Source organism: Streptomyces sp. NPDC050988 (genome assembly GCF_044456225.1).
Taxonomy (GTDB): domain Bacteria; phylum Actinomycetota; class Actinomycetes; order Streptomycetales; family Streptomycetaceae; genus Streptomyces.
This window is the reverse complement of sequence record NZ_JBITFQ010000006.1, coordinates 375,917-388,557: the sequence shown is the minus strand read 5'-3', so window position 1 is coordinate 388,557 and position 12,641 is coordinate 375,917. Positions and strand designations below refer to the sequence as shown.

Annotated in this window: 11 protein-coding genes; 4 read left to right on the top strand and 7 right to left on the bottom strand. The window is 69.2% G+C overall.

The annotated features are described in order from the left end of the window. Positions 1–35: 35 nt before the first annotated feature. On the bottom strand, positions 36–425 hold the full coding sequence (locus ACIBEI_RS17485; RefSeq protein WP_398889551.1) for a VOC family protein: 390 nt from the start codon (positions 423–425) through the stop codon (positions 36–38). Positions 426–535: 110 nt separating this feature from the next. On the opposite strand from ACIBEI_RS17485, the gene ACIBEI_RS17480 reads away from it, so the two are divergent. After that, entirely contained in the window at positions 536–1,189 is a 654-nt protein-coding gene (locus ACIBEI_RS17480) for a TetR/AcrR family transcriptional regulator (RefSeq protein ID WP_398889549.1), read from the top strand. 109 nt (positions 1,190–1,298) lie between these two features. Here ACIBEI_RS17480 and ACIBEI_RS17475 read toward each other — a convergent pair whose 3' ends face one another. From ACIBEI_RS17475 to ACIBEI_RS17455, 5 genes are read right to left on the bottom strand one after another with little or no spacing between them, the layout of a single operon-like run. Continuing rightward, positions 1,299–2,234 carry a dihydrodipicolinate synthase family protein gene (locus ACIBEI_RS17475; RefSeq protein WP_398889547.1) on the bottom strand — a complete coding sequence of 312 codons (936 nt, stop codon included), beginning with the start codon at positions 2,232–2,234 and terminating at the stop codon, positions 1,299–1,301. Further along, positions 2,213–3,325, bottom strand: coding sequence for an oligopeptide/dipeptide ABC transporter ATP-binding protein (locus tag ACIBEI_RS17470; RefSeq protein ID WP_398889545.1), 1,113 nt, complete (start codon positions 3,323–3,325; stop codon positions 2,213–2,215). The genes ACIBEI_RS17475 and ACIBEI_RS17470 overlap by 22 nt, the downstream gene beginning before the upstream one ends. A gap of 1 nt (position 3,326) precedes the next feature. After that, positions 3,327–5,342: a dipeptide/oligopeptide/nickel ABC transporter permease/ATP-binding protein gene (locus tag ACIBEI_RS17465; RefSeq protein WP_398889619.1), complete on the bottom strand. Its 2,016-nt coding sequence runs from the start codon at positions 5,340–5,342 to the stop codon at positions 3,327–3,329. Continuing rightward, the gene (locus tag ACIBEI_RS17460; protein WP_190227965.1) at positions 5,342–6,304 is read right to left on the bottom strand and encodes an ABC transporter permease; all 963 of its coding nucleotides are present in this window, start codon (positions 6,302–6,304) and stop codon (positions 5,342–5,344) included. Before ACIBEI_RS17460 ends, ACIBEI_RS17465 begins: the two co-directional genes overlap by 1 nt. 27 nt (positions 6,305–6,331) lie before the next feature. Then, on the bottom strand, positions 6,332–7,960 hold the full coding sequence (locus tag ACIBEI_RS17455) for an ABC transporter substrate-binding protein (RefSeq protein ID WP_398889543.1): 1,629 nt from the start codon (positions 7,958–7,960) through the stop codon (positions 6,332–6,334). 232 nt (positions 7,961–8,192) lie between these two features. Between ACIBEI_RS17455 and ACIBEI_RS17450 the strand changes: the two genes are divergently transcribed. Beyond that, on the top strand, positions 8,193–8,993 hold the full coding sequence (locus ACIBEI_RS17450) for a FadR/GntR family transcriptional regulator (RefSeq protein ID WP_398889541.1): 801 nt from the start codon (positions 8,193–8,195) through the stop codon (positions 8,991–8,993). Further along, positions 8,990–9,448 (top strand): protein phosphatase, encoded by a 459-nt coding sequence (locus ACIBEI_RS17445; protein WP_398889539.1) that lies wholly within the window; start codon positions 8,990–8,992, stop codon positions 9,446–9,448. Before ACIBEI_RS17450 ends, ACIBEI_RS17445 begins: the two co-directional genes overlap by 4 nt. Positions 9,449–9,493: 45 nt before the next feature. Here the strand turns inward: ACIBEI_RS17445 and ACIBEI_RS17440 are convergent, their stop codons facing one another. Beyond that, positions 9,494–11,164, bottom strand: a complete 1,671-nt coding sequence (locus tag ACIBEI_RS17440) for a subtype B tannase (protein WP_398889537.1) — start codon at positions 11,162–11,164, stop codon at positions 9,494–9,496. 243 nt (positions 11,165–11,407) lie between these two features. On the opposite strand from ACIBEI_RS17440, the gene ACIBEI_RS17435 reads away from it, so the two are divergent. After that, positions 11,408–12,628 carry an abortive phage infection protein gene (locus ACIBEI_RS17435; protein ID WP_398889535.1) on the top strand — a complete coding sequence of 407 codons (1,221 nt, stop codon included), beginning with the start codon at positions 11,408–11,410 and terminating at the stop codon, positions 12,626–12,628. Positions 12,629–12,641 lie beyond the last annotated feature (13 nt).

Genomic DNA, 12,641 nt, shown 5'->3' with positions numbered 1-12,641 from the left:
GTCTTCCTTCGCCCCCGCCAGGGTGAGGTGTGGGATCAGGGGGCTGCCGGTGCTGCCCACTCGACGAACTGGACGATCACACCGTTGGGGTCGGTGATCTGGAAGAGACGTTCGCCCCAGGGCTCCTCCCGCAGCGGCATGGTGATGTCCACGCCCTCGGCGCGCAGGCGCTTCTCCTCGTCCTCGATGCCCGTGGTGGTGAAGGCGAGGATCAGGCCGGAGGCGTGCTGGTCGCGCTGGTCGGCCGGCAGGATCTCGTTGCCCCGGGCGAGCAGGACGATGTCGACCGCGGCGTCCTCGCGGGCCAGGGAGGCGAAGCCGTCGGCGGCGGCCTGTTCGGTGTAGCCCAGGTGGGTCGTGAAGAACCGCTGGGAGGCGGCGACGTCGTCGACGGTGAGCGAGACGGTGGAAACGGTGATCTGCAAGGTGATTCCCCTCAGTTCTTAGCTCCATGGAAAACTTGCGACGGACGTAAAGTTAGCCCAGTGCGCACGAGGGTGTCAACATAAAAATGCTACGAGTGTAAGATTGCCCCATGACTACCGACGCCACCTCGTTCGCACCCCCTGCCGGCCTGCGGGAATCGAAGAAGCAGGAGACCCGGCAGCTCATCTCCGACCACGCCACCCGGCTGTTCATGGCCCAGGGCTTCGAGCAGACCACCATCGCCGAGATCGCCGCCGCCGCGCGGGTCGCCAAGAAGACGGTGACCAACTACTTCCCGCGCAAGGAAGACCTGGCCATGGACCACCAGGACGCCTTCATCGCCTCGTTGGCGGGCACCGTGGCCGATCGCCGGGCCGGCGAGTCCGCCCTGGCGGCACTGCGCCGCGCCTTCACCGACGCGGCGACGGCGGCCGAACCGGTCGCCGGGTTCTCCGGTCCGGACTTCGCCCGCATGATCGCCGACAGCCCGACCCTCTCCGCCCGTCTGCGCGACCTGCACGACCTGCGCGAGGCGGCCCTGGTGGACGCCCTCGCCGAGGCCACCGGCGCAACCCGCGACGACATCACCCCCCGCACCGCCGCCGCCCTGCTCGGCGCCGTGCACCGCACCCTGTTCCGGCGCATCCAGGAACTCACCCTCGCCGGCCAGGACAACGCCCGGATCTCCACCACCGTCCTCGCGGAGGCGGACAGCGCCTTCGGCCTGCTGGAGCCCTCGCTCGCCGACTACGCCGCAGCGTGATCCGCGGCAGCCCTCAGGGACGGGAGCGGGGCCGGGGCGGCGGGCGCCTACCGATAAACGCCCTACCTAGAAACGCCCCACCGAGAAACGACCTACCGAGTGAAACGCCCTACAGCAAGCCCGCCCCCGCCAAGAACTTCCCCACCCCTTCGGTCTCCTCCGGAGACAGGGGTACCTGCGGCTCGGCGGTAGCGGGGCAGGCGATGATGCCCCTCAGGTGGAGGGCGGCCTTGAAGGCGCCGAGCGCGGACGAGCTGCCTCCCATTCGCCCCGCATCCCCCACCCGCACCATCCCGAACAACGAACACAACCGCTCCTGCTCGGCCCGGGCCCGCTCCCAGTCGCCCTCGCGGCAGAGGCGGTACAGCCGTACGTACCCGTGCGGATCGACGTTCGCGAGCCCCGGCACCGCCCCGTCCGCCCCCATCGCCAGCGCACTGTCCACGACCAGTTCCGATCCGGTGAGGACCGAGAATCCGGTGATCCCGGGATGTGCACGGGCCCCGGTCACCACGGCCCGGAAGCCTCCTTCGTCCCCGCTGGAGTCCTTGAGCCCCGCCAGCGCCCCCTCCGCGGCCAGCTCAAGCACCGACTCGGTGCCCAGCTTGGAGTGGACGGCGACCGGGAGGTCGTACGCGAACACCGGGACAGGGCAACGGGAAGCGATCAAACGGTAGTGGCGGGCCACCTCCGCCGGGTGCGTGCGGGTGTAGAAGGGTGCCGTCACGACGACCGCGTCCGCGCCCGCCTCCGTCACGTACCGGACGTGGTCGAGGACGCGCGGGGTCGTCATGTCGATGGCCCCGGCGAGAACGGGGAGTTGGCCGGACACGTGGCCCACCACCGACTCGACGACCAACCGTCGGTGACGGTCCGTCAAGTACGCGGCCTCCGAGGAGGATCCGAGTACGAACAGGCCGTCCACTCCGCCGTCCACCAAGTAGTCGACCAGCCTCAGCAGCGACGGGACGTCCACCTCGCGGTCCGGTGTCAGGGGCGTGCAGACGGGCGGTACGACACCGGTCAGCGGGGCGGGCATGGGCATTGGGGCTCCCTGGGCATCTCGGCCATGGCGGTGGCCTCCGGAACGGTGGTGACGGCCTGTGCGACCAGGTCGCGTGTCGACTGGCCGTCCTCCACAGGATGGTGGCACCGAAACCGGTGCCCGGGACTCGACGCGGCCGCGAAGTCCGGCATCGTCCCGGCACAGACCGGGTCCGCCTTCCAGCAGCGGGTGCGGAAGGGGCAGCCGCTGGGCGGGCGCGTCGCCGACGGCACTGGGCCCACCAGCGGAATCGGGTCGATCGGGTCCAACAGGCCCGGCGTCGCCGAGAAGAGGGCCCGTGTGTACGGGTGCCGGGACCCGTCCGTCACCTCGTCGGCCGGGGACTCCTCGACGATCCGGCCGAGGTACATCGTGATGACCCGGTCGCTCATCCTCCGTACGGTCTGGATGTCGTGGGAGACGAAGACCAGGGCCAGGCCCAGCCGTTCCTTGAGGTCGAGGAGGAGGTTGAGGATCTGGGCGCGGACCGACACGTCCAGCGCGCTCGTCGGCTCGTCCGCGACCACCAGGTCGGGGTCGAGGGCCAACGCCCGTGCGATGGCGACCCGTTGGCGCTGGCCGCCCGACAGCTGTCCGGGGAGTCCGTCCGCCAGAGCCTTGGGCAGACCCACCAGGGACATCAACTCCCTTACCCGGTCCTCCCGTTGCGGTGCCGTTCCCCGCCTGTGCACGTCGAGCGGGTCGCGCAGGATCTGCCGTACGGTCAGCCGGCGGTTCAGGGCGGTCGACGGGTCCTGGAAGATCATGCCGGTGCCCGCGCCCACCGTGACCCGCCGTTCGGCCGGTGGCATCGTCCACAGGTCGCTGCCGCGGAAGGACACCGTGCCGGACGTCGGCCTCTGCACCCCCACCAGGACCTTGGCGAGCGTCGACTTGCCGCAGCCGGACTCCCCTACGACGCCCACCGTCTCGCCGGGCGCGATGGTGAGATCGGCGCCGGTGAGGGCGTACACCCGGTCGCGCGCGAACAGGCCGCCGGTGCGCGCCTTGTGGACGACGTGCGCGTCGGACAGCACCACGAGTGGGCTCTCGGGGCGGCTCACCTCATGGCCATCGACAGGCTGGGTCATCTCACGGCCTCGCTTCCGTCGGCTCGGGCGGTACGGATGGTCCGGTCGGGGTCGCGGTCAGGGCGATCGCCGGGTGGTGGCAGGCGACCTCGTGGCGGCGCGGCGGGCCCGCCAGCCGGGGAGCCGTCGTACGGCACACGTCCGTCACCATCGGGCAGCGGTCGGCGAACCGGCAGCCCGCCGGGAAGTCGGCCGGGGAGGGCACGACACCCTTGATCTGCGTCATCCGCTCGGCCGCCGACTCAAGGGACAGGACGCTGCCCAGCAGCCCGCGCGTGTAGTGGTGGGAGGGGGATTCGACGAGGTCCGCCGTCACGCCCGACTCCACGATCTGGCCGCCGTACATCACGACCACCCGGTCGGTGACGTCCGCGATGAGGGCCAGGTCGTGCGAGACGAGGATCAGCGCGAAGTCCAGTTCGGCACGCAGCCGTAGCAGCAGCTCTATGATCTGCGCCTGCACGGTGACGTCGAGGGCGGTCGTCGGTTCGTCGGCGACGATCAGCTTCGGGTCGCGGGAGAGTGCCATGGCGATGAGGACGCGCTGGCGCTGGCCGCCGGACAGTTCGTGCGGGTAGCTGCGCAGGGTGCGTTCCGGGTCCAGGCCGACCAGTTCGAGGAGTTCGGCGCCCGTGCGCGTGCCGCCTCTCCTGACAACTTGCTTGAGCTGGGCGCGGATTGTCATCGCCGGGTTCAGGGAGGAGAGGGCGTCCTGGTAGATCATCGCCATCTCGTGGCCCAGGAGCCTGCGGCGTACGCTCATCGGCTCGCCCACCAACTGCCGCTGGTCGAACCGCACATGGCCGCGCACCCGGGCGCCCTTCGGCTCCAGGCCCATCACGGCGAGCGCGGTCAGCGACTTGCCGCAGCCCGACTCGCCCACCAGGCCCAGGACTTCACCAGGCTGTACGTCGAAACTGATGCCGTCGACGATGTCCACACCCCCGTGGCGGGCATCGAATCCGATGGCCAGGTTCTCCACGCTCAGCACCGGCTGCCCCTCGGGGAGGGGGCGTGCCCGGGTGCGCAGCCGTCGGGCCGCCTCCGTCAGCCCCGGCAGTTCGATCACCTTGCCGCTGCCGGGCTCGGGCGCCTCAAGACGGTCCTCCTCCTCGCGCGCCTCGACGTCCCGCGCGGCCGGCGCCGCCCACGCGTCGGAGACGCCCTCGGAGAGGATGTTCAGCGACAGCACGGTGAACAGCATCAGCAGACCGGGGAAGACGGTCGCCCACCAGCCGCCGGTCAGCACCATGTTCTTGCCGTCCGCGATGACACTGCCCCAGGACGGGTCCGGCGGACGGACCCCCGCGCCGATGAAGGACAGCGACGCCTCGAAGACGATCGCCTCGGCGACCTGCACGGTGCAGAACACGAGGACCGGAGCGGCACAGTTGATGGCCACGTGCCGCCACACGATGTGCGGGGTACGCGCCCCTATCACCCGCTCGGCCGTCACGTAGTCCTCGCCGTACTGGTCCATCACGTTGGCCCGTACGACCCGTGCCATCGGCGGCATGTAGAGGAACGCGATCGCGCCGATGAGGATCGGGATGCTGCCGCCGAACACCGCGACGAAGACGGCCGCGAGCGCGATGCCCGGGAAGGCCATCACGATGTCGAGGCAGCGCATCAGTGTCTCGTCGACCGCCTTGCGGGAGGTCGCCGCGATCGCCCCGATGAGCGCCCCCACGACGAGCGCGAGCCCGGTCGCGCCGAGCCCGATGGCGAGCGACCAACGGGCCCCGTACATCAGCCTGCTGAGGATGTCGCGGCCCAGGCTGTCCTGCCCCATCCAGTGCTCGCCGGACGGCGCGCCCTCGCCGTGGCCGTTGTCGACCAGGGCCGCCTGGTCGAGCGGGTCGTGCGGGGCGATCAGCGGGGCGAGCAGGGCCGTGAGGACGACGATCCCGATGACCACGACCGCGATCCGCGAGATCAGCGGGAGCCGCTTGAAGCCCCTGAGGCGGATGCCGGGCAGGGAGAGCTTCTCCGCCAGCCGCTTCCGGTACATCAGCATCATGCCTCGGCACTCCTCAGGCGCGGGTTGACCAGCAGATAGAGGATGTCGATGACGAGGTTCACGACCACGAACCCGAAGGCGATCGTGAGCACACCGCCCTGCACGACGGCCGGATCACCGTTCTTCACGGCGTCGATCATGAGCTTTCCCATCCCCGGCAGATTGAAGATCGTCTCGATGACGACCGCACCGCCGAGCAGATAGCCGACCCGCAGCCCCAGGACGGTCAGCGGGTTCATCAGGGCGTTGCGCAGCACGTTCCGCCCGACCACGACCACCGGCGGCAGCCCGCTGCCGATCGCCGTCCGTACGTAGTCCTTGTCCAGCTCCTCGACCACCGCCGTACGGACGATCCGGGTGAGCTGGGCGGCGACCGGCAGCGACAGCGCGAGCGCGGGCAGCGTCATCGTCTTCAGCCACCCGGTGAACGAGTCGGCGGGGTTGACGTATCCGCTGGTCGGGAACCAGCCCAGGTCCACGGCCAGGTACTGGATCATCAGCAGCGCCAGCCAGAAGCCGGGCGCCGCGACACCGGTCAGCGACACGACCCGGATCAGCTGGTCCGGGAACCGGTCCCGGTAGATAGCCGCGGTGACCCCGCCGAGCAGCGACAGCACCACCGCGATGCCCAGGCCCAGGAAGGTCAGCTGCATGGTGAGCGGCAGCGCGGTGGTGACCTGGTCGACGACCGGCGCCCGCGTCAGCGCGCTGACTCCCATGTCACCCCGGATCAGATCCCCGACGAAGTCGAAGTACCGCACCGGGAACGGATCCAGCAGTCCGTTCCGCTCCCTGAAGTCGTGCAGCTGCTGCTCGGTCGGGTTCGCGCCCTGGAAGTACGCGGACGCCGGATCACTGTCCGAGAACCGCATCACGACGAACACGAACAGAATGATCCCGAGCATCAACGGCACGAGCAGGGCGACACGACGGACCAGAATTCTGACGATCGCGACCACGGGTGGTTCTCTCCTCGCCGTTTCGGACTAGACCCACTTCGCCTGGAGAACGTTTATCCCCGGATACGGCTGAGGTCGAATACCCGAAAGGTCCTTGGAATCCCACGCGGTGATCAGCTCATTGTGAACGACCGGGTAGATCACGGCGTTCTCCGCCACGATGTCGATGTACTCCTGAGTCATCGACTTCTTCTTCTCGGCATCCGGCTCCTGCGTGGCCTGATCCATCCGCTTGAACAGGTCCTTCGCCACGGAGTTGTTCTCCCAGCGGGCATACCGCATCCAGGTGTTCCCGGGCCCGTAGTTGTAATGCATGATCAGATCCGCGTCGAGACCGAACTGGTTCGGATTGGACGCGGCGGCGACGACCTGGAAGTCCTTCTTCTGGTCGAGCTTCGTGAACAGCGCGGCCGTTTCCTGCGGTTCGAGGGTCGTCCTGACGCCGATGGCGTCCCAGGAAGCCTTGATGGTCGGCAGGCAGTCCACGATCCAGCTCACGTTGACCGCCATCAGCGTGACCGTGAGCCCGCTGACGCCGGCCTCCTTCAAGAGCGCCTTGGCCTTGTCCGGGTCGTAGCCGTAGACGGTCTTCGCCTTCCGGTACGTCGGATTGGCCTCGTTGAGATACGACGACGCCTGCTTCCCGTGACCGCGCAGCGCGGCCTGGATCATCTTCTCCTTGTCGATGGCGTAGTGCAGAGCCTGCCGCACCCGTACGTCGTCGAAGGGTTTGTGGGCGGTGTTGAAGAGGAGGAAGATGTGGTTCATTCCCGCCCCGCCCTCGACCTTCAGGCCGCCCTCTTCGAGCTGGGAGATATTGGCGTACGGAATGTTGTCGGAGATCTGTGCGCCCGCGCTCGAACCCGAGATCTTCGCGACGCGCGGCGCGGCGTCCACGATCGTCAGCCAGTTCATCTTCTTGAACGCGGCCTTGCGCGGTCCGTTGTAGTCCGCGAACGCCTCGAAGGTGGTGTTGGACTTCGGGTGGTGGGCGGCCTGCCGGTACGGGCCGGAGCCGACCGCCTTTCCCGTCGTCGCCTCGTCCAGTGCACCAGCCTTCGAGAACACGTGCTTCGGCATGATCTTCGCGAGGGTGAGCCGCTGGGCCCCGTCCGGGAAGGGGAACTTGAGAACGAGTTCCACCGACTTCTCGTCGACCTTTTTCACCTCCTTCAGCCAGGACGCGAAGAAGTTCTTGGCGAGCGTCGTCGTCTTCGGATCCAGTACGCGCTCATAGGTGAAGACCACGTCGTCGGCGGTGACGGGCTGCCCGTCGTGCCATTTTGCGCCTTCCCGCAGCGTGAACTTCCAGGTCGTCGCCTGGAGATCCGCCGGAACGGCCGTCGCGAGCGCCGCGTACGGCTCACGGCTGATCGGGTCGGTGTCCAGCAGCCCCTCGTAGATGTGGTGGTTGCCTGCCATCGCGAAGGCCGAGGCGGTCATCAGAGGGTCCCAGCTCTGGTCGTTGCCGTAGCCGATGACCGCGGTGAGCGTCCGGTCGGCGCCCTCGCCCCCGCCTCCCGTCTCGTTCGTGGACTCCGGTCCCGACGAGCAGGCGGAGAGCGTCGAGCTGATCGCGGCGGCGGCGCCCAGCGCGCCGGAGTACTTCAGGAACGACCGGCGGTGCAGCGCCGGTGCATGGGTCGCGTCGCGCACGGTTCCTCCAGCAAGGGGTGGGAGATACGACGTCCTACGTCATAAGTGCAGCGTGACCATAAGAGGGCGCGTTGGGGTGGTCAAGGGAGCGCGCACGAATACCGTTTCTTCCAGAGGTGCAACCAATGTCGCCCTGGAACGCGCCGAGTTGACGGACGGTCAATTGCCGATTGACGGCCGATCCTGTCGGGAGGTGGGACGTGGGATGTCCAGCGCGCGTACGATGCGGCGCATGTCTGAGCGGCGCGTATCCGACGACTCCAGGAACGAAAGCCCGAGCCGACAGGGCTCCCGGAACCCCCGGAACTCCGTCCCCCGGGCGCGCTCGGTCCGTGAGCCGCGGGTGAGCGGCCAGATCCAGCGCGAGGTCGTGCAGCTGATCCTCGACCGCAGGCTCCGGGCCGGCGCGCCCCTGCCCACCGAGGCCGAACTGATGGAGTCCCTCGGCGTCAGCCGCAACTCCGTCCGCGAGGCCCTGAAGGCACTGCAGGCACTCGACATCGTGGAGATCAGGCACGGCTACGGCACCTACGTCGGCGAGGCGTCACTGACCCCGCTCGTCGACGGCCTGACCTTCCGCACGCTGGCCCGACAGGGCGACGACACCGGCGCGTTGGCCGAGATACTCCAGATCAGGGAGGTTCTGGAGGAGGGGCTCGTCCGGCGGGTAGCCGGCACGCTCTCCGACGCGGAACTGGCGCTGCTGGAGGCCGTGGTGGAACGGATGGAGGAGGCCGGCCGCGCGGGCCGTCCGTTCCCCGAACTCGACCGGGAATTCCACGAGTTGCTGTACGCGTCACTCGGAAACGCCCTGGTGCCCCAGCTGTTGGGCGCGTTCTGGACCGTGTTCCGTCGGGTCGCCGGTGTACGGGGCTGGACGGACGATCCGACGCCCGACGTGACGGTCCGCCGCCATCGTGACATCGTCGTCGCCCTGAGAGCAGGAGACGTGGAGGGGGCGCAGAAGGCGATGGCGGACCATTTCCGCGGTATCGAGGCGCGGGCCGCGCAGGAGTCACGGGGGGTCGGATGAGCGAGGGCTGGGACGAGGGGGCGGCCGGTGTCCTGCGGCTGCCGTCCGGGCGGTTGGTCCGGGGCCGGGGGCTGCGGCACGGGCTCGAACCCTCGGCGGTCCCGCCGACGTACGGCCTCTATCTCCTCGGCAAGCAGCCGCCCGAAGTCCCTTGGGACACACGGTGGTTGAAGTGGCCGGACTTCTGGCTGCCCCGGGACAGGGCGGACGCGCGAAAGGTTCTGACGGAGACCTGGGGGCGGGCCGCGGACTCCGGCGAGCGTGTCGAGGTCGCCTGCGGGGGCGGCCGCGGACGGACCGGCACGGCGCTGGCCTGCCTCGCCGTCCTGGACGGCGTACCGCCGGAGGAGGCCGTGGAGTTCGTACGACGGAACTACGACCGCCACGCCGTGGAGACGCCGTGGCAGCGGACATACGTACGTCGGTTCGAGGAGGGAGCGGGGCCCGGTTCATGACGGGAACGGGCCCCGCTGCTCCGACGGTGGGGCGGCGGCGGGGGGCTACTTCGCGGAGCGCTTCTTGTAGCCCGTCACCTTGGCTATCCAGGCCATGAAGTCGGCCGGGTCCTCGTTGGAGCCGTGCGCACCGTCCCAGTACATGAAGGCGTCGACGTCGTCGCCCAGGTTCTCCAGGCTCAGCGCGAGGTTGCCGACGACGGTCAGCGAGGTGTCGCTGTCCTTGGTGCCGACGCGGATCCACCAGTGCTTCGAGCGGGCCGGGTTGCGCTTCGCGATGAAGTGCATCGGGTTCATCAGGTCGATCTTCCCGGGCAGGTCACCGGGGAGCCGAGCGCTGGCACTGCCCTCGTGGCGCAGGCTGTAGAGCGTGAAGTGGCGGGCCTTCGTGGTCCCCGTACCGAACAGGTTGTTCTCGCCGGAGGAGAGGTCGAAGGCGTCGAACGCCGGGGTGTCCTTCTTCCGGGCGCCCACGTGGGTGAGGAAGTCGGCCCAGGAGAAGGCCGCCCGGCCGCCGGACCACGTGATGAACGTGTTCGCGGCCAGGTAGGTCGCCCGGGCGGAGTCCGAAAGGGCGGCGAGGTACTTGGTGGCCGACGGCTCCAGATACGTCTTCACCAGGTACTCGTCGAGGTTGCGGGCCGTGACGGTACCGAAGCCCTTCGCCTTCAGCTTGAGGGACGCCTGGTAGTCGGTGAACGCGGTGCTCAGTTCCTTGGACACGGTCCGGTCGACCAGCGAGCCCGAACTCAGCTTGTTGGCGCCCCAGTTCCACTCGTACGCCATGTCCGCGTGTTCGAGGTCGGTGATCGGGCACCAGTCGCCACTGGCGAAGATGGCGTCACTCGCGTCGGCGGCGCCCAACTCCTTGAGGTACTTGTCGTAGAGCGGGCTGTCGCCGGACGCGCCGAGCAGGGCCGACAGGGCGCCGCCCGCGCTGGTCCCGGAGGAGACGATCCGGTCCGTGTTGCCCGGGATGCGGCCCTTGTTGGCGCGTACGTACCTGACCGCGGCCTTCAGGTCCACGATGGCGGCCGGGGCGGTGCCGTAGTACGTGCCGTCCGAGTCGACGAGGGTGCGGCCGCGGGCGCCCGGCTCCACGACGACGTACCCCGTCACCAGGGCCAGCTTGCCGAGGTTGACCATCTCGCCCTGGGCGTCCACCATCGCGTTGCCGCCGGACTGGACCCCGCCGGACCCGGTGGAGGCGGACGCCGAGGCGGACGCGCTGGGTGCGGCACTGGCGCCGGTGCTTGCGCCGCCCGTCGCGTCACCGCCGGGGGCGCCGGTCATCCCGCCGCCGCCCACGCCGGTGGCCTCCGCGACGGACGAGGGCATGTAACCGCCGACGGAGTTGGCGAGGAGGATCGGGGCGCCGGTGGCGTCCACCGCCTTGCCGTCGATCTCGACCGGAACGCTGACGTTCAGGCTCTGGTACTTCTCGTCGACCGGCTTCGTGACGTACGTGATGGCCTTGTAGAAGTGGTACTTCACCTCGTGCTCGTCACCGGCGGCGTCCGTGATCGTCGTCGTCAGTTCCGTGTACGCGTCCTTGTCGAAGGCGAGGGCGCCAGCCGCGCCCGACGCCTTCGCTCCCGACCCGCCGGACTCGCTGGACGCCTGCGCGCTCAGGGCGAAGCCGCCGGCCGCCGCGACGCCCGCGGTCGCGCCGATCCCCAGGACGACACTCCTGCGCTTCACTGCCCTGTGCTTCACGATGTCTCTCCCACGTCCACTGCCACGTCCACGGAGGTCACGTCCACGGATCTTGTGCTTGCGAACGTAATTCGGTCGCGAGAAAAGTGTCAACAATTCTGTGAATGACATGGTGAACGCTCAGGAAGTCATGGTCGGCACACAGCTCAGGGCCACTTCCGGCGCGGCTTCTCATCCCTTGGTATGGGCGCCGTAGACCATCGGCCGACTGCCGGAAACGCCCCGGCTCAACAGACTGGCGGCATGGAGAACACGGGGTGCGGCAAGGCCGGGAACGTGGGGCACGACAAGGGCGAGAGTGCCGGGATCAGCAGGGCGCGGTTCATGGGGGCGGCGGCGGTGGTGGGGGTCGGTGCGGCGGCGGGGCTGCCGGCCGCCGGGGCGTCGGCCTCGACGCCCCCGTCCCGGTCGCCCGCTCCGGCGCCGCGAGCCGCGGTCGGTGGGGCGCGCGGGCTCACGCACCGCGGTGTCGTCTACACCGTCGGGGCCGGGGAGACCCCCGGGACGGCGTGGAGCGAGCGGAGGATGCGCGGTGACATCCAGGTGATCGCGGACGACCTGCACGCCGACACCGTCGAGGTCACCGGGGACGGGGTCGAGCGGCTGAACGCCACGGCGAGCGAGGTCGCCGAGCGCGGGCTGCACGTCTGGCTGCAGCCGACGCTGGGGGACGTGCCGGAACGGGAGATCCTGGAGCACCTGGCGGAGGCGGGCCGGCACGGGGAGCGGCTGCGGAAGCAGGGCGCCCGGGTCACCCTCGCCGTGGGCTGCGAGTTCTGGCTGTTCGTGCCGGGGATCGTGCCGGGGGCCGACGTCTTCGAGCGGATCACCAACCTGGAGAAGGGCAACTTCGATCTGGCGAAGGTACAGAAGCGGCTGGCCGCGTTCACCGCGAAGGCGGCGGCGGTCGGACGGTCGGTCTTCCGCGGCAGGCTCAGTTACGCCGCCATGCAGGACCCGTCCTTCGAGAACGTCGACTGGAACCTCTTCGACGTCGTGGGGATCGACTACTACTCGCACTTCCCGCAACGAGCCGATTACGTCCGTGAGTTGAGGAAGTTCCAGCGCTGGGGCAAGCCGCTCGCCATCACCGAGTTCGGCACCTGTACGTTCGTCGGCGCCCCGGAACAGGGCGGGATGGGCTGGAGCATCGTCGACCACACCAAGACACCGCCGGAGATCAAGGGGAACGTGGTGCGCAGCGAACGCGTACAGGCCGCCTACCTCACCGATCTCCTCGGCGTCTTCGAGTCGATGAACCTGCACGCGGCGATGGCGTTCGAGTTCGTCACCGCCGACGCACCGCACCGCCCCGACAAACCGCTCTACGACCTCGACATGGCCTCGTACGCCATCGTCAAGCCCATCAAGAACCGCCCCGACGACCCCGAGTCCGGCTGGCACTGGGAGCCGAAGGAGGCCTTCCACGCGGTGGCCCGGCACTACGGCCGGGCGGGCTGCTGAGCGGTCCGTGGCC